The organism is Maridesulfovibrio pacificus (SeqCode) (assembly GCF_048612815.1).
GTDB lineage: Bacteria > Desulfobacterota > Desulfovibrionia > Desulfovibrionales > Desulfovibrionaceae > Maridesulfovibrio > Maridesulfovibrio pacificus.
Window position 1 is genome coordinate 1,073,775 of record NZ_JBLZNE010000001.1, and the last position, 24,528, is coordinate 1,098,302.

The 24,528-nt window shown below is 44.9% G+C and carries 23 protein-coding genes; 12 read left to right on the forward strand and 11 right to left on the reverse strand.

Going from position 1 to position 24,528, the window contains the following annotated elements; genetic code table 11:
* The first annotated feature begins 48 nt into the window (after positions 1 to 48).
* A complete protein-coding gene (gene lolA, locus ACNI23_RS05150) occupies positions 49 to 693 on the forward strand; it encodes an outer membrane lipoprotein periplasmic chaperone LolA (RefSeq protein ID WP_420247144.1) in 645 nt (214 codons plus the stop codon).
* Positions 694 to 813: 120 nt separating this feature from the next.
* Here lolA and ACNI23_RS05155 read toward each other — a convergent pair whose 3' ends face one another.
* On the reverse strand, positions 814 to 1,569 hold the full coding sequence (locus tag ACNI23_RS05155; protein WP_420247145.1) for a pseudouridine synthase: 756 nt from the start codon (positions 1,567 to 1,569) through the stop codon (positions 814 to 816).
* Positions 1,570 to 1,579: 10 nt separating this feature from the next.
* A complete protein-coding gene (yedF, locus tag ACNI23_RS05160) occupies positions 1,580 to 2,200 on the reverse strand; it encodes a sulfurtransferase-like selenium metabolism protein YedF (protein ID WP_420247146.1) in 621 nt (206 codons plus the stop codon).
* A 187-nt stretch (positions 2,201 to 2,387) separates the two neighbouring features.
* On the opposite strand from yedF, the gene ACNI23_RS05165 reads away from it, so the two are divergent.
* Both ACNI23_RS05165 and ACNI23_RS05170 read left to right on the forward strand, forming a co-directional pair.
* On the forward strand, positions 2,388 to 4,151 hold the full coding sequence (locus ACNI23_RS05165) for an ABC transporter ATP-binding protein (protein ID WP_420247147.1): 1,764 nt from the start codon (positions 2,388 to 2,390) through the stop codon (positions 4,149 to 4,151).
* A gap of 2 nt (positions 4,152 to 4,153) precedes the next feature.
* Positions 4,154 to 4,798: a lysophospholipid acyltransferase family protein gene (locus ACNI23_RS05170; protein ID WP_420247148.1), complete on the forward strand. Its 645-nt coding sequence runs from the start codon at positions 4,154 to 4,156 to the stop codon at positions 4,796 to 4,798.
* 83 nt (positions 4,799 to 4,881) lie between these two features.
* On the opposite strand, the gene ACNI23_RS05175 is transcribed toward ACNI23_RS05170, so the two are convergent.
* Entirely contained in the window at positions 4,882 to 7,317 is a 2,436-nt protein-coding gene (locus ACNI23_RS05175) for a methyl-accepting chemotaxis protein (RefSeq protein ID WP_420247149.1), read from the reverse strand.
* Positions 7,318 to 7,611: 294 nt separating this feature from the next.
* Between ACNI23_RS05175 and ACNI23_RS05180 the strand changes: the two genes are divergently transcribed.
* Positions 7,612 to 8,328: an HD-GYP domain-containing protein gene (locus ACNI23_RS05180; protein WP_420247150.1), complete on the forward strand. Its 717-nt coding sequence runs from the start codon at positions 7,612 to 7,614 to the stop codon at positions 8,326 to 8,328.
* Here the strand turns inward: ACNI23_RS05180 and ACNI23_RS05185 are convergent.
* The 7 genes from ACNI23_RS05185 to surE all read right to left on the reverse strand — a co-directional run bounded on the left by ACNI23_RS05185 (position 8,322) and on the right by surE (position 15,368).
* Positions 8,322 to 9,158: an amino acid ABC transporter permease gene (locus ACNI23_RS05185; protein WP_420247151.1), complete on the reverse strand. Its 837-nt coding sequence runs from the start codon at positions 9,156 to 9,158 to the stop codon at positions 8,322 to 8,324. The genes ACNI23_RS05180 and ACNI23_RS05185 overlap by 7 nt on opposite strands.
* A 70-nt stretch (positions 9,159 to 9,228) precedes the next feature.
* Positions 9,229 to 10,104: a transporter substrate-binding domain-containing protein gene (locus tag ACNI23_RS05190; RefSeq protein WP_420247152.1), complete on the reverse strand. Its 876-nt coding sequence runs from the start codon at positions 10,102 to 10,104 to the stop codon at positions 9,229 to 9,231.
* A gap of 249 nt (positions 10,105 to 10,353) precedes the next feature.
* Entirely contained in the window at positions 10,354 to 11,187 is an 834-nt protein-coding gene (locus tag ACNI23_RS05195; protein ID WP_420247153.1) for a transporter substrate-binding domain-containing protein, read from the reverse strand.
* Positions 11,188 to 11,215: 28 nt separating this feature from the next.
* A complete protein-coding gene (locus ACNI23_RS05200; protein WP_420247154.1) occupies positions 11,216 to 12,025 on the reverse strand; it encodes an amino acid ABC transporter permease in 810 nt (269 codons plus the stop codon).
* A gap of 249 nt (positions 12,026 to 12,274) precedes the next feature.
* Complete coding sequence (gap, locus tag ACNI23_RS05205) at positions 12,275 to 13,261, reverse strand: type I glyceraldehyde-3-phosphate dehydrogenase (RefSeq protein WP_420247155.1); 987 nt, start codon at positions 13,259 to 13,261, stop codon at positions 12,275 to 12,277.
* Between the two features lie 234 nt (positions 13,262 to 13,495).
* Positions 13,496 to 14,419, reverse strand: a complete 924-nt coding sequence (gene fba / locus ACNI23_RS05210) for a class II fructose-1,6-bisphosphate aldolase (RefSeq protein WP_420247156.1) — start codon at positions 14,417 to 14,419, stop codon at positions 13,496 to 13,498.
* A gap of 193 nt (positions 14,420 to 14,612) precedes the next feature.
* Positions 14,613 to 15,368 carry a 5'/3'-nucleotidase SurE gene (gene surE, locus ACNI23_RS05215; RefSeq protein ID WP_420247157.1) on the reverse strand — a complete coding sequence of 252 codons (756 nt, stop codon included), beginning with the start codon at positions 15,366 to 15,368 and terminating at the stop codon, positions 14,613 to 14,615.
* A gap of 159 nt (positions 15,369 to 15,527) precedes the next feature.
* Between surE and ACNI23_RS05220 the strand changes: the two genes are divergently transcribed.
* From ACNI23_RS05220 to tsaA, 8 genes are all read left to right on the forward strand, one after another.
* Positions 15,528 to 16,562: a 3'-5' exoribonuclease YhaM family protein gene (locus ACNI23_RS05220; RefSeq protein WP_420247158.1), complete on the forward strand. Its 1,035-nt coding sequence runs from the start codon at positions 15,528 to 15,530 to the stop codon at positions 16,560 to 16,562.
* On the forward strand, positions 16,538 to 17,191 hold the full coding sequence (gene tmk / locus ACNI23_RS05225; RefSeq protein WP_420247159.1) for a dTMP kinase: 654 nt from the start codon (positions 16,538 to 16,540) through the stop codon (positions 17,189 to 17,191). Before ACNI23_RS05220 ends, tmk begins: the two co-directional genes overlap by 25 nt.
* Positions 17,192 to 17,673: 482 nt before the next feature.
* A complete protein-coding gene (locus ACNI23_RS05230; RefSeq protein ID WP_420247160.1) occupies positions 17,674 to 18,621 on the forward strand; it encodes a hydrogenase small subunit in 948 nt (315 codons plus the stop codon).
* A gap of 57 nt (positions 18,622 to 18,678) precedes the next feature.
* The gene (locus ACNI23_RS05235; RefSeq protein WP_420247161.1) at positions 18,679 to 20,388 is read left to right on the forward strand and encodes a nickel-dependent hydrogenase large subunit; all 1,710 of its coding nucleotides are present in this window, start codon (positions 18,679 to 18,681) and stop codon (positions 20,386 to 20,388) included.
* 274 nt (positions 20,389 to 20,662) lie between these two features.
* Entirely contained in the window at positions 20,663 to 21,154 is a 492-nt protein-coding gene (locus ACNI23_RS05240) for a HyaD/HybD family hydrogenase maturation endopeptidase (protein WP_015851794.1), read from the forward strand.
* 21 nt (positions 21,155 to 21,175) lie between these two features.
* Positions 21,176 to 21,433, forward strand: a complete 258-nt coding sequence (locus ACNI23_RS05245) for a HypC/HybG/HupF family hydrogenase formation chaperone (RefSeq protein ID WP_420247162.1) — start codon at positions 21,176 to 21,178, stop codon at positions 21,431 to 21,433.
* Positions 21,434 to 21,816: 383 nt separating this feature from the next.
* The gene (locus ACNI23_RS05250) at positions 21,817 to 22,923 is read left to right on the forward strand and encodes a M20/M25/M40 family metallo-hydrolase (RefSeq protein ID WP_420247163.1); all 1,107 of its coding nucleotides are present in this window, start codon (positions 21,817 to 21,819) and stop codon (positions 22,921 to 22,923) included.
* A gap of 75 nt (positions 22,924 to 22,998) precedes the next feature.
* Positions 22,999 to 23,502, forward strand: a complete 504-nt coding sequence (gene tsaA / locus ACNI23_RS05255) for a tRNA (N6-threonylcarbamoyladenosine(37)-N6)-methyltransferase TrmO (protein WP_420247164.1) — start codon at positions 22,999 to 23,001, stop codon at positions 23,500 to 23,502.
* Here tsaA and ACNI23_RS05260 read toward each other — a convergent pair.
* Entirely contained in the window at positions 23,499 to 24,389 is an 891-nt protein-coding gene (locus ACNI23_RS05260) for a hypothetical protein (RefSeq protein ID WP_420247165.1), read from the reverse strand. The genes tsaA and ACNI23_RS05260 overlap by 4 nt on opposite strands.
* Positions 24,390 to 24,528 lie beyond the last annotated feature (139 nt).

Here is a 24,528-nt window from a genome sequence, read left to right on the forward strand (position 1 = left end):
AGAGTTAAAGACTGTTTTGTAGATGAACCCGAATTCACGAGGAGAATAATGCGATTCAGGATTTTAATACTTGTTATCTCGGCACTGCTTTCATTCAGCTCAATTGCTATGGCAGATGAACTGACCACCGAGATTCAGAAAACATACGATTCAATTAAAACTTTCAAAGCTGATTTTACTCAGACTTTAACCAATGCCGCAAGTAAGGAACAGGACATCCGTTCCGGTAAAATTACTTTTAAGCAGCCTTCATTACTCCGGTGGGAATCAGTAAAACCGGAGCCGGAGCTGTTGATTGTGGGTGAAGCCATTGTCTGGGATTATTTTCCTGAAGACGAATTGGCTCTTAAATATCGCACCCAGCAGCTTTTTAATTCCAAAACCATGATCAAGTTTATCTCCGGGCAGGCAAAGCTCGAAGAGGATTTCGTGGTTGAGAATCAAGGTGAAGATAATGGGCTGATCAAGCTTAAACTGCTGCCACTTGAGCCGGAAACAGGCATGGTGCTAGCTTTTGCATGGATTGATCCGGAAAAGAAAATGATGCGCAAAGTTCTGGTGGTCGATTTTTACGGTAATGGAAATGAAGTTTCCATGGACAATATTGAAATTGACCCCGAAGTTGATGATGCGCAGTTCCAGTTTACTCCGCCCGAAGGTGTGAACGTGGAAGATAACACGCAGAATCAGTAGTTAAGACTGCACGAAAAAGCCCGGATTTGATAGTCAAATCCGGGCTTTTTAATTTAGTATTGATTTGCTGTACTCCGTGGCGAAGCCTTATTGAAAGGTTTTAAGCCGCCGGAGGCAAATTTACTTCATCTGTAAATCTTTCTTCAATAACGTCAGTTCTTTTGCACTAAGCTCACGCCAATTTCCGGGCTTGAGATTGCCCAGCTCAATTCGGCCCTGCCGGACTCTTTTAAGGCGCAGTATGGTCTTATCAAATTCACCGAACATACGCCTTATCTGGCGGTTAATGCCTTGGCGCAGTTCCATTTCATATTTGGTGGTCTCGCCAACTTCAGAAATAGCTTTGATTTTGACCGGAGCGAGCAGCTCCCCTTTGTCTTCAAGGTACATGCCGTTTTGCATGACGGAGAGTTCCTTTTCGGAAAGCTTTCCGCGAATGGTCACGTGGTAGACTTTTGGCAGGTGCCACTTTGGATGGGTCATGCGGTTGCATAACTCCCCGTCAGTGGTCAGCAGGAGCATGCCTTCAGAGTAGAAGTCCAGCCTGCCTACAGGAAAGACCCTGCGCTCGACGACATCCGGCGGCAACAGATCGAGCACTGTTTTTCGACCTTGCGGATCTTTGGCTGTGGTCACAGTCTCGATGGTTTTGTGCAGCAGGATGTATAGGTCGTTGGACTTTTCGTCATGCTGTATAAGTTTACCGTTGACTTCCACCCGGTCATTCTCAGGATCAACCTGAATACCGGGAGAATCTGCCAGCTCGCCGTTAATTTTTACCTTACCCTTCTGGACAAGTTCATCAGCCCCGCGCCGGGAAGCTATCCCGGCGGAGGCAATATATTTATTGAGTCTGATTGTTTGTTTTTCGGTCATGTAGGCTTTCTTAAGCCTTAATGACCTTGCTGGCAAGCTGCATGCTGGTGACTACGTCGAGCATATTTGTCGTTTCGCCTACTTTCTTTTTGTCGAGCAGGTCGAAATGATCGAGGCAGGTTCCGCAGACGAGAATGGATACGCCTGCTTTTTCAAGATCCTGCAGCTTTTCAAGGCATTTGCTGCCTTCGGTGGCCAGTTTAACCGCACCGTTTACCATGATGATCCTCCAGAGGGAATCACCAAGCTCCGGCAGGGTGGAAAGGAAGTTGAACATCAGGCCGGCACCCAGTTTATCGTCACCGCTGCCTAAAACGTCGCTATTCAGGAAAACAAGGGTCTTGCTCCCTACATTGGAAATTTCTTCATCGCTCATGACTTCGCATACTTCGCACTCAGCGGATGACTCAGTCGAAACGTCTGTCTTTCCTTTGATTACGAACAGGTTGTCTTTTTCCTTTACGCTTACTTCGTAGCCTTTGGTAGCCATGAAACGGGAGACATTTTCTTTTGCCGCTTCATTATCGACTGTGATTTTGATTTTTTCGGGATTTTCGGATTCAATAGCGTTCTTACATTTGAGTACGGGCTGTGGACAGGGCAAACCTTTGCAATCTATTTTAACTGACATTAAAATTCTCCTTCTATTTTTATAAAGATAACAGGGGCAATTTTGTGGTCAAATTGATTTATTCAATGGAAGTACCGCGAAATGATCAAACAAATCTATCTTAGCAGAATAGACACTTGCGATTGAAGCCAATGACAAGTAAGGAAAAAGCGCAATCGGCGTTCAGCCACAATAAAGGAGTTCTAATTTGCCTAAAGGCGGAAAATACAGCTATCTGAAAAACAAACATCTCATTAAGAGATGTCTTTCATATTTCGGACCGTACAAGTTCAAGATTTTTGTAGCATTTGTTTCTATGGTAATCGTTGCAGCAGCAACGGCCGCTACGGCGTATCTTATCCAGCCGGCCATGGATGATATCTTTATCAATAAAGACCGTGAAGCACTCAAATTGGTGCCTATCGCATTTGTTGCAGTCATGCTGATCAAAGGATTCTTTAGGTTCTTGCAGACCTATCTGATGAACAGCACCGGTCTGTTGGTGCTTGAACGTCTCAGAAACGATCTTTTTAACAAAATCATATGTTTGCCCATGAATTTCTTTGAAGAAAGTCAGGTGGGCATGCTTATGTCTCGTATTCTGAACGATGTTATCGAAATCCGGGCCAGCCTTCCTTCATTTATTATGATGATTCGCGAGGCCTGCACCATTATCTGTCTGATCGGTCTGGTTTTCTATCGCGATCCTTATCTGGCAGCTTTTGCGGTATTGGTTCTGCCGCTGGCAATTTTCCCGTTTTTTTATTTTGGTCGCAAGCTGCGTAAGCTGGGCCGTAAGAACCAAAGTAAGATTTCAGACATTAACGCCTTGCTGCAGGAGAGCTTTAGCGGGGTGAAGGTTATCAAAGCCTTTGCTAATGAGAAGCGCGAAACAGGCAAATTTGAAGAGGAAAACGGACGATTGGTTCGGATTGCTATCAAAGAAGTTCTGAACAGCGAGCTTTCCTCCCGCATTATGGAGATTGTCGGTGCCGTCGGTATCGGTCTTGTGCTTTGGTACGGTGGTTCTCAGGTAATTGAAGGTCAGTCTACACCGGGTACTTTCTTTTCTTTTATTGCCGCGCTGGTAATGCTTTATGAGCCGATCAAGAAAATGAACACCTCCAACCACACCATTCAGCGTGCACTCGCCGGGGCGGAAAGGGTTTTTGAGATTCTTGATTCCCCGAAGATTAATGTTGAGCAGGGCGGTTGCGTAGAGTGGGAGCAGGATTTTAAAAAGCTGGAAATCAAAGACCTGACCTTCAGCTATCCTTCGTCTGAAAAGCCTGTACTGGACAATATCAACCTTGATGTTGAAGCAGGGCAGAAGATAGCCATTGTCGGGCCAAGTGGATCTGGTAAGACAACTCTGGTTAACCTGATTCCCCGTTTTTACGATGCCACGGAAGGTTCTATTGCTATCAACGGCAGGGCTGTCAGTGATTATACTTTGAAGTCTCTGCGTTTGAATATTGGTATGGTCTCTCAGGAAACTTTCCTCTTTAATGCCTCTGTGCGTGATAATATCGCCTATGTAAGTCACGATGCTTCTATTGAAGATGTGCAGCAGAGTGCAAAGAACGCCTATGCTCATGAGTTTGTTGAAAAACTTCCCGAAGGTTACGAGACTATGGTCGGTGAACGCGGAGTAAGGCTTTCCGGTGGACAGAAACAGCGTCTGACCATTGCTCGTGCATTGCTCAAGAACCCGCCGCTGCTCATTCTTGATGAGGCCACCAGTGCCCTTGATACCGAAGCAGAACGCATTGTACAGATGGCCCTTGAAAATCTCATGAAAGACAGAACCAGTATTGTAATTGCCCACAGGCTTTCCACTGTACTTTCCGCTGATGTGATCGTGGTTATGGAAAAAGGCAAGATTGTTTCCAAAGGCAGCCATAAGGAGCTTCTGGAAAAGTGCCCGCTGTACATCAAGCTTTATAACATGCAGTTCCAGGATAACTCTTAGCCATGAAAATCAAGATTGATCCGGTTGTATTCGCTCCGCAGGTTGCTTTTCTTTACCGTTGGTGGGTGCGCTCCATGCGTTTCGATATCAGAGGATATGAAAATATCATCGAACCGCACAGGCAGGGCAAGCCGCTTATGTTGGCCTTGTGGCATAATGAGTTGTTCAGCCTGATCGGTCTTGGATTTTTGAAAAAATTGCCTTTAGTGACTATGGCCAGCGACAGCAAAGACGGACAGATGATCACCGAAGTGCTTGAGCGTATAGGCTATGAAGTTGCTCGCGGTTCTTCCACCCGCGGTGGATTGAAAGCCATGCTCGGGGTAGCCCGGGTCATGCGTAAGAAAGGTAAGATCGGTGCCATCACCATGGATGGTCCCAAAGGACCTCGCCATGAAGTAAAGTCCGGAGTTTTGGCAATTGCCCAGAAAACAGGGGCATCAATTATTCCCATGCGGGCTTATCCTTCAAATCCTATTGTTTTTGAAAAATCTTGGGACAAATTTGAATTGCCTAAGCCGTTCATGCCATGCAAAATTTTGTTGGGAAAACCTTTTGAGGTTACCGAGCAAAAACTTGATGAAGAAACACTTGCTAGCGAAGCCCTTCGCCTTAAAGCGATCATGGCAAGTATGACGTTGGACTAGTTCCTATTGTTATAAATATTAAAAGCCGCCCTGTTCCGTAAGTGGAGCAGGGCGGCTTTTAATTCGGTATAATCTCAGAGTTTTTATATACCAGCGGCATTGCTGAGCCGTTCGATGAGCTTTTCCAGTTCCTGTGCAGTCCTAGCTAATGAGGTGATGGACTTGGCTGACTCCTGCATGTCTGATTTAGTGTCTCCTGCCAGCATTTTCAAATCTTCCACACTCTTGTGGATTTGGTCATGGGCTTCAGATTGCTGGTCAGTGGCTTGAGCAATTTTTTCGATTTCAGTTGCTGTATCTACAGACATTCCTGAAATTTCCTGAAACGCCTGAACTGATTTTTCTACCAATTCGCTGGCATGCTCTACTGCCTCAACTGTTTGATCTGTATTTTCGATATTGGATTTAGCGGAGTCTTGGATACCTTTAATTGCTTCTTCCACTTCGCGTGTAGATTGCATGGTCTTTTCTGCCAGTTTCCGCACTTCATCAGCAACCACAGCGAATCCACGTCCGGCTTCACCTGCCCGGGCGGCCTCAATAGCTGCGTTTAAAGCCAGCAGGTTAGTCTGATCAGCAATATCATTGATTACTCCGATGATTCCTCCGATGGACTGGCTCTGTTCGCCTAGCTTATGCATGTTATTCTTTACCGTGTCGGAAAGGGATTGCAGTTGATCTATTGCCACGCTGGTCTCGGTCATGGTCTGCATACCGTCTTCAGCGCGTACACGGGTTTGCTTGGCTTGATCCGCCGCATTCTCAGCATTGGTTACAGAATTAAGCAGGGTCTGATTCATTTCTGTGATTGCCTGTGATGAGTATTCAATGCGGTCAAATTGTTTTTCAGTATTTGTGGACACCTGATCAACCTGTGTTTCAATCTCGGACGCACCTTTGGTCAGGTATTTTGAAATCGATTGAGCTTTTTCGGTGATTTCAACCATTACCTTGTGCTGTTCGTTGATCTGTTCTTCCTTTGCTTTCATGTCACTCAGGTCAATGATTATGGCGAATCCACCGATGAGTTCATTATCCAGATCGTAGAGCGGCGCCGCATCAATACGAACATCGCGGTAGTTATCTTTTTTGGTTTTCAAGCGCCGTTCAATATTGACGATAGGATGCCTTTCATCAAGGCAGCGGGTCAGAATCCCTTTTTCTCCGGTAGGAGCCTGCAAAAGATCTTTCACAGGGCGACCGATCCAGCTTTCGCAGGATTTACCGCTTTCCAGTAATTCACAGAGAGGTTGATTGATGTATGAAATATTCGCCTTCGTATCAGAGATGAGACAGGGAACCGTCATGCCGTCCAGCATACCTTGCGAGAAGCCGAGCTTGTTTTTCAGCTCTGCGACCATTGCCTGAATTCCATCAGCCAGTTTTTTGATTTCACTTTTGAATTTTCCCTCAAGGCTGGCTTTAAACTCACCACCGGCAATGGAGGTAACAAATGTTTCAATTCGTTCAAGCGGACCGAGGATGGAGGACCGCAGAAAAATAAGCGTGACCAGCACAACAATGATAGCTGTAATTCCAGAAATGATAAGGGCGAAAGTTCTGAGGGTTGTTACGGCTTTGAAGGCTTCTTCTTTGTGAATTTCAGAAATAAGGGCCCAGCGCTTTTTGCCGATTTCAATCGGAGTATAAGCGACAAGGTGGTCATTGTCGTTAACGTCTTCAATTATGTCTGTATTGCTTTTCCCTTCCAGAGCTAATTTTACTGCTACAGATTGGACTCTTCCTTTATCGGGGTTTTCGAAAGAACTGCTTACGCTGCGGTCAGGGTTAAGTTCAGAGTCAGAACGCATCAGGAAATCCGGCCCGACAAGATATGATTCTCCGGTTTCTCCCATGCCGGTACGCAGGGTCATGATTGAATTTATTTCCTTGAGCGGTATTCGTAAAGCAACTACGCCCTGAATATCTCCAGCATGAGAGCGAACCGGGGCGCAGATAAAAGCAATCGGAGCTCCCCCCATGGGTGCGTAAGGTTCAAAGTCTGCAAAAACAATCTCGCCTTTCACTGCCTTTTCAAAAGCCCGGGCGAGGTTAGTGTTTTTATATTGTCCTTTTTTGAGGTCTGCTCCAAGGTCTTTTTCTTTTTTAATGGATAATAGAACACGGCCATAATCATTAATAAGAATTGCATCATCGTAGCCCAAGGTTTTTACGAATGGAATAAACGGGGTTGCCGCGTATTGATGGACTTCCTTGTATTCGTCGGAAGTAATATCCAAGGGTTGACCCGGAATTTCATATTCTAAAGCATACTCACCAATCAGTCCTACTGCGTTGTATACTTCTTTCACGTTGGAGAAGAGTTTTACTTCGTGAAACCATTTGTTCACGAGATCTTGCAGGTTTTTCTTTTTAGCGTCACGAACAGACTCAAGCTGTCCGAATGCTTGAGCAGATAATGCATTTGACGCCATATTAACACTTAAGGTTCCGACAACTATCAGCGGTATCAGACCGATGGCAACGCAGAATGTAATCAGTTTTAATTTCAGAGACATGTAAGACTCCTCCTCGACTTAGTTGGAGGCAACTTATGTTCATGAAGACGACATTGAGATGTCCTGAAGGTTACATTTGTGTGAATAAATAGCTGTATTTCAAGCAGATGCCTGTGTTTTAATGAGGATTATGCGTGAATTGTCACGATGATAATCAAAATTTATAAATGATGTATTTTAGATTATTTTTTTTAATAAAATCTTTAATCTCAATGCAATTGACAATCATTTTCGATTAAAATAGTCTCACTCCCAGTTCATCGCTTATAAATTATGAATAGCTAATGGTGATCCATGAGAAAGATAATTAATTATTTTGATAGAAAAAGAGAACACGACAATAATGTAGCAAGTATGACGGTTCATCAATTTGCAGAGTCCTTGGGTAATGCAATTGATGCCAAAGACCATTATACCTGTTCACATTCAGAAGAAGTCGCCGTTGTAGCTCAGGCCTTGGGCGTACAGCTTGGCTTAAATAATCAAGAATGTGAGCTGCTGCATATTGCCGGTCATCTGCATGATATCGGTAAGATAGGTCTCCCTGATTCAATTCTTAAAAAAGAAGGCCGATTGACTCTGGAAGAGTATGAAACAGTCAAGAAACATCCGGCAATGGGGGCTGAAATTGTAAAACCTGTCGCTACAGTCTCGGGACTGGACCGCATTCCCGGAATGATCCTTCATCATCATGAAAGATTCGATGGAGCAGGTTACCCTTATGCCTTAAAAGGTGAAAGGATTCCTTTTGGGGCAAGGGTAATTGCTGTTGCTGATACTCTTTCAGCAATGGCCAGTAACCGCCCATACCGGAAAGCAATAGAATTCAATAGAATCATTCAAGAAATCGAGGCCTGTTCCGGTACGCAGTTCGATCCTGTTGTTGTAGATGCATTTATGGGGATAACAGACCAGATTAAAAACTACTTCCTTCAAGGAAGCGTTTTTGGTGAAGGGCCTGATCCTCAGAGCATTTGTGTATCTGAACAGTCAGTTCTGGTTCATCAATGATGCGTTCCGTTGTGACTGTTCATTTTTATTTCAAGCTTACGAACTCCAATTGAACACGGAAAAGTAAGTATAAAATACATGATGATTACCAGAGTCCAGATTTCAAAGGTTCTATAAGTGGCTGACATCAATTCCTGTCCGGCAAATGTCAGTTCTTGAATGGAAATGACTGAGACAATGGAAGAGTCTTTAATTGTAGAGATAAATTGCCCGGCCAGTGGCGGCAGGGACCGCGAAAATGCCTGCGGCAGGATGATATGAACCAATTGTTTACGTCTGTTAAAACCTAGAGCAGCTGAAGCCTCCCATTGTTCTTGGTCAATGGATTCTATTCCAGCCCGGACAATTTCAGTTATGTATGCCCCCTCAAATAATGCCATAGTCAGCACTCCGGACAGAAATGCCGGAAGCTGTTCCACTGGGCCGAAAAGGGTAGTTAAAATCGGTGAAGTACTATCATCAAGAGAGTATGAAAGCTCCGTTATCCCGGTAGCCTGCATTATTTGATCGCCGAGGAAAAAATAGAAGATAAAGATGAGCACCAGTGGGGGGATATTCCGGACCAGCCCTACATAGCTGCTGGAGATCATCCGTAACAATGGTCTTGGACTTACTCTCCACATGCCCATTATTGTTCCGGCTACGAGTGCCAGCAGAATAGACCAGAGTGATAGACGCAGGGTGACCAGCAGGCCCTGCGTGAGCATGCCCGCTCTCCAGTCTCCTGAATTGCTGTCGTACCGAGCAATATAGTCAGGAATAACGGACCAATTCCAATTGTAGTTAAGGCCTTGGGCAAGATGCCAGAAGGTGAAAAGAACTCCTCCCATGATACATGTCAAAAGCAAAATATCACGGGAGGAGATTTTATTTTGGGAATCGAACATTTATATAATCATTTTATCTGAGCTTCCAGGGACTGCTCTTAAACCAGTAATGATAACGGGTTTTGAGCCAGCCGTTAGAATCGCAGATCCTTATCCAGTTGTTCAGGTAAGTTAAGAAGTCATGGTCGCCCTTGCGAACAACGAATCCGCTGGGTTCACGGGCAAATCCGGAATTCAAGGGTAGATACAGCTTTTTAGGATACTTTTTGACAAGTATCTTAGGCAGAGGTTGAGACAGCATGAGGCAGGATATTTCACCGTTTAATAAAGCCTTGACGGAGGCATCCTCACTCTTAAAAATAACAGCCTTAGCCTTTGGGGTGTAGTTTTGTACCGCATCTTCAGCAGTTGTGCCGAGACGTACACCTATGCGGATATTAGGATTATTGAAATCTTCCAGAGTTGATAGAAGTGACGGGCTGATTTTGGCATTGTTATAATCTGCCCGAGTCATTTTTCCCGTTTCAGCATTTTTATTGGCGATAATGGACATTGAGTTGAATTCATAAGGATCAGAAAAATTAACCTTAAGAATTCTTTCCGGGGTCATATTCATACCACATATTATGATATCGAATTTGTGGGCAATCAGGTCGGGTATAATAGTATCCCAATCCGTCTCCACGAAATTCACTTGTACACCCATATCGGAGGCAAGCCGCTTGGCTACATCGACTTCAAATCCAATATATTCGCCATTTTGATCTTTCATGACCCATGGTTCGAAAATTGATATTCCGACATTGAGAGTTTTACGCTGAAGAATTTTCGCAAGGGTGTCCCCTTTTGAATAATCTCGCCCAATGTCATCAGCCAAAACCGGGAAAGCAAGACTGATTGCTAGAATTGCCACTGCAACACTTACACTGAGAGTTCTCCATAGATTCATCGTAACCTCCGATGTTTTAAATACGCTTTTTCTTTGCGAGAGATGTTGATGTCATCATCGAAAAGAAAGCATAATTTAGAATGGGGCATCTTCATTGTAAGATAAATTTTAAAATACTGAAAGTTCTCTGTAAAAAAGACATATGTGTCGCTTCGTTGATTGTAGAATGGTATAAAACACTATAAAACAACTTCTCTCGCGACAGTTTTGTCATGAAAGAAGTTGTTTTATATGTTTTAATAAGTATTTCTATTCTACTTGTGACTTCCAGTCTTCTGTTTTGAACCAGTAGTTGTAGCGGGCTTCAAGCCAGCCTTCGGAGTTGCAGACCCTGATCCAGTTGTTCAGATAATTAAGAAAGTCTGGATCACCTTTGCGGACCGCGAAGCCGATGGGTTCACTGGTGAAATCAGCCTGCAGGGGCAGATAAAGCTTGCCGGGGTATTTTTGGGCAAGGGTTTCAGGCAGAGGGTTGGAGGCCACGAGACATGCGGCCTTACCATTGAGCAGTTCCTGAATAGAAGCTGCTTCGTCATTGAATTTAAGAAGTTTTGCTTTGGGAAGGAAGTTCTTAGCTGCTTTTTCAGCTGTGGTGCCGAGCCGGACAGAGACACGGGTCTCAGCATTATTAAAATCAGCCAGCGAAGATTTTCCGGCAGCCACATCTTTATTGGCTACGATGGACATTCCGCTGAATTCATAAGGATCGGAAAAATTGACCTTCAGGTTGCGTTTGGGAGTAATGCCCATGCCGCCGATAATTATATCGAATTTACCGGTGAGCAGAGCAGGGATGATGCCGTCCCATTTGGTGGGGATAAAGCGTACTTTCACACCCATATCCGAGGCCAGACGTTTTGCTACATCGATTTCAAAACCGATAAACTCGCCATTTTTGCCTTTCATAGCCCACGGTTTAAATGTGGAAAATCCTACTCGCAGAGTTTCGCGTTTAAGGACTTTTTCTAGGGTGCTGTCTTGCGAAAGATTTTGTCTTGCATCTCCTGCCCAGACGGCGGAAGAGAGGCCCATAATCAGGATCGCGGTAGCAATACCGACGCTAACAGTTCTCCATAAGGTCATTGTTTCCTCCAGATAGTTAATACTTGAATTACCATTCGCTCTTGAACTTACGGGCGGTTTTGTCCAATACCCACGAGAGCAAAAGCGTAATCGAAAGATATATGGCTGCTACAGTAAACCATATCTCAAAAGTTAGGAAGGTTTCAGATATTATTGATTGCCCCTGCATTGTCAGGTCATAGATGGCGACTGTACTGACCAGTGCTGAATCTTTAACAAGGGCTATGGCTTGTCCTGCAAGGGGCGGGGCGATACGTGGTACAGCCTGTGGAAGAATCACATTTATATAGGCGAATTTTTTATCGCCCCCCAAGCTGAAGGCCGCTTCCCATTGTCCCCGGTCGATGGAAGTTATCCCGGCCCTGAAGATCTCAGATGCATAGGCGCCTTCAAAAAGACTTAGAGCGATGACTGATGCCCAGAATCCGTTAATGCCGATAATGGGAGCAGCAACAAAGTAGATGAAAAAAAGTTGAATCAGCAGGGGAGTGTTCCGAATTATTTCCAGATAGATGCGGGCAATCGCTTTGGCGGTAAATGAACCGGATAAGCGCATAATCGCTGTTCCCAGTCCGATGATAAAAGTCAGCACAAAACTTAATCCAGTTATCTCAAGGGTAACTCCAAGTCCCTCCAATAACGGACCGGGAATAAACTCTCCTTCATTTAAGCTGAAAAAAAATCCCGGAACCCGGAACCACTGCCAGTTATAGCCTAGCGATTCCGTTCCCTTATACAAAAGGTAGCAGAGAAAGGTTGAAATTATACAGAAGAGCAGGGAGTCAAAAAGGATTTTTTTATTATCGGCCTTTAATTGTCGGCCGTCGGAATCAAACATATTACTCAAATACTATGAAATTAGACACAAATCCAGAAGGTTATTCAACTTACCGCGTCAATGACAATTTGGATGAAATGCTGGCACTTTTTTACTGCCGATGAATGCTATAATAATTTGTAGTAGAAAATTAGTAGCTGAAAAATTGGCGGTGACTCTGAGAATGGAAATACCGTTAAGCGGTTTTAAATAAAATCCCTCTCAATTCTTAAGAGCTGAGAGGGATTTTTCATTGCGGTGGGAATGGTATTACATCATTCCGGCTACTTTATTCATCAAACGGACGAGCTGGTTGGTGAAGCTGGCTTCGTTGTCGTACCAGATGATGAGCTTGAGCATTTTCCCGTCCATGACTTCGGTCAGCGGACCGTCAACAACACCGCCATGGGTATCGCCAAGGTAGTCAGTGGAAACGAGGGGCTTTTCTGTAAAGCCCATGTGCTCGTTAGCAGCTTTGGCAAGCACGGCGTTAACTTCTTCCTTGGTAGTTTCGCGACCGAGGTCACAGGTAAGGTCCACAAGGGAGACGTTAGGTGTGGGAACGCGGATGGACATGCCGTCCAGTTTGCCTTTCAGTTCGGGAATAACCATGGTTACAGCTTTAGCTGCGCCGGTGGTGGTGGGCACCATGTTCACAGCACAGGCACGGGCGCGGCGGATATCCTTGTGGGAACCGTCGAGAACCCTCTGGCTCATGGTGTATGCATGAACGGTGGTCATCAGGCCGCGTTCAAGACCGAACTCATCGTTAATAACTTTGGCAACAGGAGCAAGACAGTTGGTGGTGCAGGATGCGCCGGAAATAATATTGTGTTCCGGTTTAATATCAGCATCGTTAACACCCATAACTACAGTCAGGTCTGCATCAATTCCGGGTGAGCTGATGATAACTTTCTTCGCTCCGCAGGCCATGTGTTTTTCACAGCTTGCACGGTCACGGAATTTACCGGTTGTTTCAACAACCATGTCACAGCCGAGATCTTTCCAGAGCCACTCGCCGGGAGCGCATCTGGTTACCTTGATCTGCTTGCCGTTGATGGTGAAGCCGTCATCATTGGCTTCTACATCAGCATGGAAAGTACCGTGAACGGAATCGTGCTTGAAAAGAAGAGCTAGGTCTTCATTTGATGCACGGGCGTTGATCGCAACAAGGTCAAAATCCTTACTGTCGTGAATCAGGCGGACGAGGTAGCGCCCGATTCTGCCAAATCCATTAATACCTACTTTTACAGCCATTGCTTGTTTTCTCCTTATTCTGTCTAAGAAATCTCGAAATCCGGACAGCTTCCCTAGCTTGTCCGGTTATATTCAAAATTTCAGAGGCTTAAACACTGTATGAGCCGCTATTTTTCCCTGGTTGCGGCGTGTTCAAACCCTGAGACATTCTTCCCTTTGGCATCTACAAAGATGCGGGTCCCTGGTTTATAGTATACAGGCCGTTAATTCCCTAAAATAACGGCCTGTAAAAAATTATACGGTATTGGAGCAGCCCAGCACGTTGATAATCTTGTGGCGGACCATTTCCTTAACGGCCCCGCGGGATGCACCCAGATAGCCCCTCGGATCAAATTCGGTGGGGTTTTCGGCCAGGAATTTACGGATAACACCGGTCATTGCAAGGCGAATGTCAGTGTCGATGTTGATTTTGCAGACTGCCTTGGAAGCAGCTTTGCGCAGGAGGTCTTCGGGTACACCTTTAGCTCCGGCAATGTCGCCGCCGAATTCGTTTGCCATGGCAACAAATTCAGGAACAACGCTGGATGCGCCATGCAGAACGATGGGGTAGTTGGGCATCAGGGATGCGATTTTATCAAGACGATCAAAATCAAGTTTTGCTTCACCGGTGAACTTGTATGCACCGTGGCTGGTGCCGATGGCGATAGCGAGGGAGTCGCAGCCAGTGCGCTCAACAAATTCAACCGCTTCGTCCGGGTCGGTGTAGATGGTCTTTTCGGAAACAACATCTTCTTCAACGCCTGCGAGACGTCCAAGTTCAGCTTCAACCCATACGCCCCTTTCATGGGCATATTCAACAACCTTTTTGGTTTCAGCGATGTTTTCCTCAAAAGGAAGATGTGAACCGTCGATCATTACGGATGTGAATCCGCCGTCGATTACTTCTTTGCAGATCTCAAAGTTTGCGCCGTGGTCGAGATGAAGTACTACCGGAAGGTCTGTATCCAGCAGTGCAGCTTCCATGAGTTTCATAATGTAGCCCAAACCGGCATATTTTTTAGCGCCGGCGGAAACCTGAAGAATGAGGGGAGCGTTCTCCTCGCTACCCGCTTCCATGATTCCCTGAATGATCTCCATGTTGTTCACGTTGAACGCGCCAATGGCATAGCCGCCGGCATAGGCTCCCTCGAACATTTCCTTGGGCGAAACTAGTGGCATGTAATCCTCCTTAGTGGATAACTATACTTAAATGATGAAGCGACATCTTTCCTGAACTTATATCTGGCAGACAAAATATTATGTAAGCCATACTTCCCTTATTCAGTTGCAGTTGCCGCAAATTGGTTCCAAATACACTCTTTATATCCTATCAAGAAACAAAATGTCCATATACTCTTTAAAAAGATATGAACTATATACCGAAGCTTTGCTCCAGAGTTTCAATTGCCTCTCGATCGGTGAAATCAAAATGCAGTGGTGTCATGGTAATGTGGCCCTTGGTCAGCAGATCCCTGTCTGTGCCGGGGCTTATCTTTTCTTTGGGCATAACACCGTTCAGCCAGTAATATTTATGTCCGCGGGGGTCTTCGCGTGTTTCATACCAGTCCTGCCATGAAACACGTGTATGACGGCAGATTTTGAGCACTTCGGCATCCTTGACCGGGACCGCCGGAAAATTGAGATTAACAACTGTTTTCTCGCCAAGCCTGCCCCAAGGTATTTTTTTGAGCAGTTCTGCGCAGTAATCGCCCTGATCAGTAAGTTCTTCCGGTTTGAAGCTGTCGTACGAAACAGCCATCGCCGGATATCCCATCAACGCACCTTCGGTTGCAGCGGACACTGTTCCTGAGTATAGAATATCAACACCGACGTTGGCGCCGCTGTTGATCCCGGAAACCACGATGTCCGGTTTTGTCTCCAGCAGGGTGGTCAGTCCCAGCTTGACGCAATCTACCGGAGTCCCGTAAACACCCAGCCCGGTAAAGCCATCTTCTTCAAACTTCTTGACTCGAAGGGGTGAAGAGAGCGATACGGCGTGTCCCACTGCGGACTGTTCCGCGACAGGGGCGACTACCTGGACATTCATTCCGGCCCTTTTCAAGCCGTGATATAGGGCGCGAAGGCCCACTGCCTGAATGCCGTCATCGTTGGTAAGTAGTATATTCATCAGTTTTCTCCGGTGGACATTTCAAAAATAATTGGACAGTCTTCCCGTGGGTTGACTATGAATACAAATTCCGGGCAGTTATATAAAAACGCCGTTGACAAGTTTAAAAATATCGTTGCCTGTTGGCGAGGTATCAAAGCAATTCAGGAATAGCAAGAAGTGTCACAAAAATATACATATATTAAAGATCTTATAAACGGGGAGAGAGTCAAGGATATCTTTCTCATCGGCGATGCCCAACTGCGTGAATCAAGGAACGGTCCGTTCTGGAATCTGCGTTTGCAAGATAATTCCGGGGCGGTTGAAGCGAAGATATGGAGTCCGTTAAGCCAGTCTTTTGCAACTCTCGAAGCAGGCATGTTTGTTGTTGCCGGAGGGATGGTCGGATCGTTCAGGGATAAACCGCAATTAACAGTGGAAGTCCTTGATATCCTGAATCCCGAATATGCTGGCTTGGATATCACCGATTTTCTTCCTTCGAGCAAAGAAAAGCCCGAAGATATGATGCAGGAACTGGACTACCTCATTGCAGAGCATATGGTTCATATCCCGTGGAAGAAATTTTGCCGGAGAGTGCTTAAGGATCAGACAGTTTATAACCGTCTTTTGACCGCCACCGGCGCTAAGACTGTCCACCATGCTTATGTCGGCGGTCTGTTGGAGCACACATTGGCTGTGGCTAAACTTTGTATGTCAATTTGCGACAATTATCCTGATGTTGATCGTCAGGTGGTTCTGGCTGCAGCTATTTTCCATGACCTGGGTAAGGCATGGGAACTTTCCGGAGGTCTGACCAACGACTATACAGATGAAGGTCGTTTGCTGGGCCATATTCATATCGGTGTTGAAATTATTGAACCTTTTCTACATAGATCTAAAGACCTTGACCCAAAGTTAAAGCTTCACTTGAAGCATTTAATTCTTTCGCATCATGGTGAATATGAATACGGTGCCCCCAAGCGCCCGAAGACACCGGAAGCATTTATTTTACATTTTGCTGATAATATTGACGCAAAAATGAATACAATTTTCGCAGAATTAGGTAAATTGGAAGGCTCAGAAAACAACTGGACTCCGTATCAACGGTTTCTGGACAGATATTTGTACAAGGCGGAAAAATCACCTGATAATCCGTCGAGCAAGTGTGAACTCAAAAAATCGGAGGCTCAATGTTCATTACCTTTGAAGGCATAGAAGGGACTGGCAAAACCACCCAGATTAAGAAACTCACTGCGTTTCTCGAAGAGTCCGGACATACTGTTGATGTTACGCTTGAACCCGGCGGAAGCCGGATCGGTAAAGAGTTGCGTAAGATCCTGCTCAATATGGACAGCACCGATATTACAGGCGAATGTGAGCTTTTTCTTTATCTGGCAGACCGTGCTCAGCATGTAGGGCAGGTTATAAAGCCTGCGGTCGAAGCCGGAAAAATAATTATTTCAGATCGGTTTGCAGACTCTACTATTGTTTATCAAGGGTATGGGCGCGGACTCGATCCAAAGCTGCTGCGCGAACTTAATGATGTCGCAGTTTCCGGGAATTGGCCCGATCTGACTATTCTTCTGGATATTGATCCTGAAATTGGCTTGAAACGGGCCATGACTCGCAATCTTCAGGAAAATAAGATGCAGGAAGAAGGGCGTTTCGAAGCTGAGTCCCTTGATTTTCACAGCAGGGTTCGTGAAGGTTATTTGACTTGGGCGGCACTCAACAATGATAGATTCATCGTTGTTAATGCTGACCAGACTCCTGACGAAATTTTTGAAGAGATCAAAGAGAAAGTCGTAGAAAGAATTAAAAGCGACTTCGTAACTAACGGTTAATCTCTGTTTTTATAAGCTTTTTTCCTAAGCGCAGCCCAAAAGGGTTGCGCTTTTTTTTGTCGTGTTATTTTTATTCATTAGTGTGTGAATCCTGTTTTTGTTATTTTGTTGTTAATGATTTCGTTTTCCAGATCAACTAAATACAAGAAAGTACTTGTTTGATGCATAATAATCTAAGATTGATGTTATTTGGTGCGATTTTTATCTATGAGCGACCAAAATAAGCATCAAAAACAATAATTTTTCATTTGGGGTTGACGCTCTCATAGTTAAATGGTTTAAGAGTAATTAGAATTTTCAATACATTAGCTTTGCATGAGAGTTGATATCAAAGTGAGACTGATATCTTAAGTTGAAGCTAATGGATAAAAATTTAGTGTGCATTGCGGCCTTTTAGGCAGGAACGTTTCCAGTCTTGAATTGAAGACTGCAATGCTTAGGGGGTAGACCCTACTATCTTTAATTAGAGGATGGAGGTTTTTATGAAATTCTCTGTGGGACTCGGAAAGGATGGAGCGGAAGAACGCCTTGAGCAGAATGGCGTCTCCCGCCGCGATTTCATGAAGTTCTGCGCAACAACCGCCGCTGTTATGGGGATGGGACCCGCTTTTGCGCCGACTGTAGCGGAAGCCCTGACTCAGAAGAAGCGTCCTTCTGTTGTCTATCTGCACGCAGCCGAATGTACCGGCTGTTCAGAAGCTGTTCTTCGTACTGTTTCTCCTTATATTGATGCTCTTATTCTCGACACCATTTCCCTCGACTACCATGAAACCATCATGGCTGCCGCCGGTCATGCCGCAGAAGAAGCACTGCATGAAGCAGTGAGTTCTCCTGAAGGTTACATCTGTGTTGTTGAAGGGGGTATCCCAACTATTGAAGGTGGAGCATGGGGTAAAGTTGGTGGTAAAACCATGCTTGAAATCGTGCAGGAAATCGTTCCTCACGCAAAAGCAACCATTTGCATCGGTACCTGTGCCTGCTACGGCGGTGTTCAGGCTGCTGCACCCAACCCGTCTCAAACTAAGGGCGTTTCCGAAGCTCTCGGTGGTGTTACCACCGTAAACCTGCCCGGTTGTCCGACTAACCCGTTCAACTTCGTAGGAACCGTTGTTCATTACCTGACCAAGGGAATCCCCGAACTCGATGATGTCGGCCGTCCGAGCCTCTTCTACGGTGAGTCCGTGCATGATAACTGCCCGAGACTCAAGCATTTTGATAATGATGAATTTGCACCTTCCTTCTCATCTGAAGAAGCTAAAAAGGGCTACTGTCTCTACGAGCTTGGATGTAAAGGTCCGGACACCTACAATAACTGTCCGAAAGTCAAGTTTAATCAGACCAACTGGCCTGTTGAGGCCGGTCACCCCTGCATCGGTTGCAGTGAGCCCGATTTCTGGGATGAAATGAGCCCCTTCTACGAGCAGGGCTAGTGCTGTCAACTACATAGAAGTTTAAAGCTAACTTTCTATTCATTTGGAGGATTGTATATGTCTGGTTGCAAGGCTAAATCGGGCCCCGCTGTAATGGCGACCCCTTATGATAAAAAATACACCGGTCCGGTGATTGTCGACCCGCTCACCAGAATTGAGGGTCACCTCAAGATCGAAGTAGAGGTCGAAAACGGTAAAGTAAGTAACGTATGGAGTAGCTCCCAGCTCTTCCGCGGTCTGGAAATTATTCTTAAAGGCCGTGACCCCCGCGATGCTCAGCACTTTACCCAGCGTTCCTGTGGTGTATGTACTTATACCCACGCTCTGGCTTCTACCCGTTGCGTAGATAACGCTGTTGGCGTTGATAAGAACCTTCCTGAAAATGCACGTCTTATCCGTAACCTTGTACTGGGTGCCCAGTACCTGCATGACCACATTGTGCATTTCTATCATCTGCATGCCCTTGACTGGGTTGATGTTGTTAGTGCGCTTCAGGCTGATCCTGTTAAAGCAGCTAAGATTGCAAACAGCCAGTCTACCCGCGTGACCAAAGCTGAAGATCTCAAAGCAGTTCAGGAAAAACTGAAAAAATTTGTTGATTCCGGCCAGCTCGGTATCTTCACCAATGCTTACTTCCTCGGTGGTCATGACGCTTACTATCTGCGTCCCGAAGAAAACCTTATTGCTACTGCTCACTATCTTGAAGGTCTGCATCTTCAGGTTAAAGCTGCACGTGCAATGGCTGTTTTCGGTGCAAAGAACCCCCATACCCAGTTCACTATTGTGGGCGGCGTAACCTGTTATGATTCCTTGACTCCGAAACGTATTCAGGAATTCAAGGATCTCTATAACGAAACTATGGCATTTGTTAACGAATGCTACATTCCCGACCTGCTGATGGTCGCATCTTACTACAAAGACTGGGCCGGAATCGGTGGTACTACCAACTTCCTGACCTTCGGTGAATTCCCGGATGTAGAAGCTGATATCAACAGCCGCTTCCTCGAACAGGGTGTAATTATGAACCGTGACCTCAGCAATGTCATGGATTTCAACCCTGATTCCATTAAAGAAGACATCAGCCACAGCTGGTATGACGGTGACTCTTCCCTCCATCCTTATGAAGGTGAAACCGAACCTAAGTATACTAACTATGAAGACCGTGACCGTTACTCCTGGATGAAAGCTCCCCGCTACAAAGGCGAATCCATGGAAGTTGGTCCGCTGGCACAGATGCTGGTATCCTACGCCCGCGGCAACAAGGACGTTGTTCCTGTTGTTAACCACGTTCTCTCCACCCTCGGTGTTGGACCTGAAGCACTGTTCTCCACTCTTGGTAGAACCGCTGCCCGCGGTATCGAAACCGTTGTTGCCGGTACCAAGATGGTTGAATGGGTTAACAACCTTGAAGACAACGTTGCTTCCGGTAACACCGACCTCGCGGTTGAGTGGGAAATGCCTGATGAAGCTGAAGGTGTCGGATTTGTTGGCGCACCTCGCGGTGGCCTGTCTCACTGGATTAAGATCAAGGGCGGCAAGATCGAAAACTTCCAGCTGGTTGTACCTTCCACATGGAACCTCGGTCCCCGTTGTAATCAGAACAAAATGTCCGCAGTTGAGGAAGCTCTCATGGGAACACCTATTGCTGATCCCAAGCGTCCTGTTGAAATCCTGCGTACCGTTCACTCCTATGACCCATGTATCGCCTGTGGCGTACACGTCATCGATGCTCATACCAACGAAGTTCACAAGTTCAAGATCCTTTAGTTGGTTCAAGCTTCAAATAAATATTACGGGAGCCCGCATTGCGGGTTCCCGTTTTTTGATTTTTATACGTAATATTTTGATTTTTCTATTGAATTCTCATTCCAAAGTACGCTACAGAAATCTATAGGGATGGAATAGAAATGGACTGCAAAGAATTTTTAAAAGATCAGTAGCGAAGCCCGCTAAAAGGTTTTGAAAAGGGGAGCCCAGAGGGGAAAAGCTTTTGCAAAAGTTTTTCCCCTCTGGCCCTCGGAGAGCCGCCGGAGGCAACTGAATGACAGAAGAGAAAAAGATTTTAGTTCTTGGTGTGGGAAACATACTTTTTACTGATGAAGGTATCGGCGTAAAAGTTGTTAATGAACTGATGAGCCAGTACTCATTTTCAGACAACGTTGAAGTCATGGACGGCGGTACCCTTGGTACCAAATTGATGGGCCCCATGATGGAATGCGACTTCCTGATCGTAGTGGACGCGGTTCTGGGTAATGACGAGCCCGGTTCTGTTTACCGCTTGACAGGAGAGGATTTGCGTAGGAGTCTGGCTTTTAAGGATTCAATGCATCAGACTGACCTGCTCGATACAATGGTTCTGTGCGAGTTGTGCGACAGACGTCCTGAATGCGTGGTTATCGGCGTGGAGCCGAAAGATTACCAGACCATGCATGATGAGGTTTCTGATGTGACGCTGGAACGGCTTCCTTTTATGATGGAAAAGGTGCTCGAGGAAGTTTCTGCAGCCGGCGGCAGTTATGAAAAGATGGCCTAGTGCCGATAAGGGGTGTTTTCCATGTGTTTAGCTATTCCTGTTCAGATTAAGTCCATTAAAGATCAAGTCGCAAAATGTAAGGTAGGCGAGGGCGAAACATACCTCGATGCTTCACTTATGCTTTTGCCTGATGAAGTTGAAATTGGCGACTACCTTATTGTCCATGCCGGATTTGCATTACGCAAACTCGATCCCAAAGAAGCGGAAGAAACCCTTAAAATTTTACGTGATATGGTTGAATTGACCGAAGCGGAAAGAAATAAAGCTTGCAATGCTTAACAGCTAATTCTTTTCAACAAAAAAATCCCGGTAACCTTAGAGGATACCGGGATTTTTTTGTTTTTGATTAATTTTATTATTTAGCAAATATGTTTTTGATACCAACGAGTCCGACTAAAGAAACTCCGAGAAGCCAGATTGCACCAGGAATAGGGGTGGAAGCAGAGGTTATTTCCATCACATAGCCATCGAGTATGGCTGCAAATAGTATTTTTCATGCAAGTATAACTTTTAAGCAAGATCTATTTTTGAAGGTTTTAAAGTAAAAAAAAAATTATATGGATATATCTCGTGCAGGTTGTTTTTTTATAAAATTATCCTGTTCAAGTGAATGCTTCGGTGTTAACTATTTTTTCAAATTTAAGTCATTTTTTGGAGATATTATGATAAATCAAGAACGAATTCTTGAATTGTTTTTTGACCTTGTTCGTATTGACAGTCCTTCTCTTAAAGAGAAAGAAGTAGCCGCTTATCTACGTGAAAAAATGGAGAAAAGGGGCTTTAAGGTAAGTGAAGACAAAGCCGGTGAGTTGAGCGGTGGTAATACCGGTAATCTCATTGTGCATATCCCGGCAACAGGAGAAGGCGAACCGATCACTTTTTCAGCCCACATGGACTGTGTGCAGCCCTGCATTGGTGTTGAACCGATCATTGACGGCGATGTCGTTCGCAGTGCCGGGGAAACAGTTCTCGGTGGTGACGACAAGGCCGGAATAGCGATGGCTATAGAGGCACTCAATCACTTGGAAGAAGAATCTATTCCTCATCCTGATGTTTATTTTGTTTTTTCCATTTGCGAAGAATCTGGCATGCACGGCGCAAAGAATCTGAATACAGATTTGCTCCCTGCAAAAGATATCGTCATTCTTGATTCAAGCGGCGAGGTAGGCACTATTGTAGTTGCTGCGCCCGCTAAAGCTGGGATTAATATTACCTTCACCGGTAAATCAGCTCACGCCGGAATTGCACCGGAAGAGGGGATCAGTGCTATTCAAATAGCGGCTGAAGCTGTTTCCAATATGAACCTTCTGCGCATCGACGAAAGTACCACAGCAAACCTTGGACGTATAGAAGGCGGTAGCGCAACCAATATTGTTGCCGAGTCTGCGACTCTGACCGCTGAAGCTCGTTCATTGCATGATGATTCTCTTAAAAAGCAGCTTGAGCATATGGAAGCATGTTGTACTGCAGCCGTTGAGAAAGTTGGTGGTGAATATAAGTTCGATTATGAGATTTCATATCCCGCCCTCAAAGTTGCTGACGATAGCAAGGTGCTGGCTCGGGTGGAAGAAGCTTGTAAAAATATCGGAGCTACTCCCAAAAGAGTACCTACCGGTGGTGGCAGTGACGCTAATATCCTTTACGGTAAAGGCTTTAATGCTGTTACTTTGGGAATCGGCATGAGCAAAGTGCACACCACAGAAGAGTTTATTAAGATCGAAAGTCTGACCGGGGGTGCTGAACTGGTGGCTGAAATTATGAAAAGCTAGTTTAATTGTTCTTCTCTGAAGTTAAAGTATAGCTTTAACTTCAGAGAAGTCATTTAATTGATTTCGGAGGATAAAATGCCTTTACCTGATAAAGACGCCATAATATTTCACCCCATCGGGCGTATTCGTTCTCCCTTTGATTCGCTTGAAGGCATGCCTATTCAGCCTTCCGGAGCAAAAGATGTTGAGGGAACAATTGAACTGCACGGAGCCTTGGAAGAAGGGTTGCAGGATTTAGAAGGGTTTTCTCATATAATTTTGCTGTATCATTTTCATAAAAATGATGGCTATAAGCTTAAGCTGACACCATTTATGGACAATGAAGAGAGAGGACTGTTTTCCACTCGTGCCCCGCGCAGGCCGAATATGATCGGAATGTCCACCGTGGAATTAATCCGTATTGAAGGCAGTGTCCTTCATATAAAAGGCGTTGATGTTCTTGATGGAACTCCACTTATTGATATCAAGCCTTATGTGAAAAAATTTGATGCTGTCCCCGCTGACCGCTTCGGATGGCTGGAAAACAATGCGGATAAATCTGAGACTTTAAAGTCTGACGAACGGTTTGTGGAAGATTAGGGTAGCTTATTTGGATCAATCCATAGGGATTTATCCTTTGTAGGAGTCTCAGGCGGCAATAAAGGATTTTCTAATTCAATTATGATGCGTTTCTTAAAACAGAGTTTTTTAAACATCGTGCTTAATTGCGGATGGTTGTAAAAGAGTTCGTCAAATGAACCATCTTTAATAGCTGCACGTAGTCCTTTTTCTATCCTCTCGGCCATCTTAACATTCTTACGGCTTACAAAAAAATAGAGTGGAGCTGTATACTTAAGCAGGAGCTTCTTTTCGACGACAAGCTCTTTGTTTGGGTATTTGGCAATTTCATTCCATGGTTCGCTCACTCCACGTGGTAGGTAATCGAACCTATTCTGGAGTAGCATGTCAAAGCAAAAAGAATATTGAGAACAGGTTTCTACAGGCAGACCGTTGGCTCTCAATATTTCTGTATCCGGCCAATCGTGTCCCTGCCCTGCGGTGAAATATTTCAAATTATTGATGGATCTTACTTTGTAGAATGAAGCTTGTCTGCCTGCCTTTATTATGAAAATGCGATATCCGAGAAGTCCTTTTTGGAGCGGTATACGTATTGCTCTGAGTTCCTTTTCTCTTTTAATAGATGTCATTGACCAAACAACGTCGATTCCTTTTTCATGGCTGGTCATGCGCAGGCTTCGGTTTTGTTCAGTTGGCAATGGGTACTGTTTTAGTTCATAATCCCCATATTCCTTAATTGTTTTATTCAAAGCAAGCTCTAGCAAATCTAATATATAATCATGCCTGTTATCCTCTGGATGAATATAAGGAATGGTTATTTGAGATACAGCTTCTGCTTTTATCTGATTCGGAACAAATATGACGATTCCCCAGATAAGACAGAATATTATGTATTTATAGTAACTCATAATTTGCCAGCTTATTTGCCGATTCTATATGTTTTTAATTAAGCCAGATTTTATATATTACTTGCATTCATTGCTTAAAAAAAGAAAAAACTCGCCGAAGCGAGCTTTTTCTTGGAGTGCTCGGACGAAATTCGTCCTT

Excerpts from the sequence above, each read along its gene's own strand:
- ACNI23_RS05245 (WP_420247162.1), top strand. The coding sequence starts at position 21,176 with ATGTGTTTAGCTATTCCTGTTCAGATTAAGTCCATTAAAGATCAAGTC.
- ACNI23_RS05175 (WP_420247149.1), bottom strand. The coding sequence starts at position 7,317 with ATGTCTCTGAAATTAAAACTGATTACATTCTGCGTTGCCATCGGTCTG.
- surE (WP_420247157.1), bottom strand. The coding sequence starts at position 15,368 with ATGAATATACTACTTACCAACGATGACGGCATTCAGGCAGTGGGCCTT.
- ACNI23_RS05250 (WP_420247163.1), top strand. The coding sequence starts at position 21,817 with ATGATAAATCAAGAACGAATTCTTGAATTGTTTTTTGACCTTGTTCGT.
- ACNI23_RS05155 (WP_420247145.1), bottom strand. The coding sequence starts at position 1,569 with ATGACCGAAAAACAAACAATCAGACTCAATAAATATATTGCCTCCGCC.
- ACNI23_RS05180 (WP_420247150.1), top strand. The coding sequence starts at position 7,612 with ATGAGAAAGATAATTAATTATTTTGATAGAAAAAGAGAACACGACAAT.
- tsaA (WP_420247164.1), top strand. The coding sequence starts at position 22,999 with ATGCCTTTACCTGATAAAGACGCCATAATATTTCACCCCATCGGGCGT.
- yedF (WP_420247146.1), bottom strand. The coding sequence starts at position 2,200 with ATGTCAGTTAAAATAGATTGCAAAGGTTTGCCCTGTCCACAGCCCGTA.
- ACNI23_RS05185 (WP_420247151.1), bottom strand. The coding sequence starts at position 9,158 with ATGGGAGGAGTTCTTTTCACCTTCTGGCATCTTGCCCAAGGCCTTAAC.
- tmk (WP_420247159.1), top strand. The coding sequence starts at position 16,538 with ATGTTCATTACCTTTGAAGGCATAGAAGGGACTGGCAAAACCACCCAG.
- ACNI23_RS05260 (WP_420247165.1), bottom strand. The coding sequence starts at position 24,389 with ATGAGTTACTATAAATACATAATATTCTGTCTTATCTGGGGAATCGTC.
- ACNI23_RS05195 (WP_420247153.1), bottom strand. The coding sequence starts at position 11,187 with ATGACCTTATGGAGAACTGTTAGCGTCGGTATTGCTACCGCGATCCTG.
- ACNI23_RS05230 (WP_420247160.1), top strand. The coding sequence starts at position 17,674 with ATGAAATTCTCTGTGGGACTCGGAAAGGATGGAGCGGAAGAACGCCTT.
- lolA (WP_420247144.1), top strand. The coding sequence starts at position 49 with ATGCGATTCAGGATTTTAATACTTGTTATCTCGGCACTGCTTTCATTC.
- fba (WP_420247156.1), bottom strand. The coding sequence starts at position 14,419 with ATGCCACTAGTTTCGCCCAAGGAAATGTTCGAGGGAGCCTATGCCGGC.
- ACNI23_RS05200 (WP_420247154.1), bottom strand. The coding sequence starts at position 12,025 with ATGTTTGATTCCGACGGCCGACAATTAAAGGCCGATAATAAAAAAATC.
- ACNI23_RS05190 (WP_420247152.1), bottom strand. The coding sequence starts at position 10,104 with ATGAATCTATGGAGAACTCTCAGTGTAAGTGTTGCAGTGGCAATTCTA.
- gap (WP_420247155.1), bottom strand. The coding sequence starts at position 13,261 with ATGGCTGTAAAAGTAGGTATTAATGGATTTGGCAGAATCGGGCGCTAC.
- ACNI23_RS05170 (WP_420247148.1), top strand. The coding sequence starts at position 4,154 with ATGAAAATCAAGATTGATCCGGTTGTATTCGCTCCGCAGGTTGCTTTT.
- ACNI23_RS05235 (WP_420247161.1), top strand. The coding sequence starts at position 18,679 with ATGTCTGGTTGCAAGGCTAAATCGGGCCCCGCTGTAATGGCGACCCCT.
- ACNI23_RS05240 (WP_015851794.1), top strand. The coding sequence starts at position 20,663 with ATGACAGAAGAGAAAAAGATTTTAGTTCTTGGTGTGGGAAACATACTT.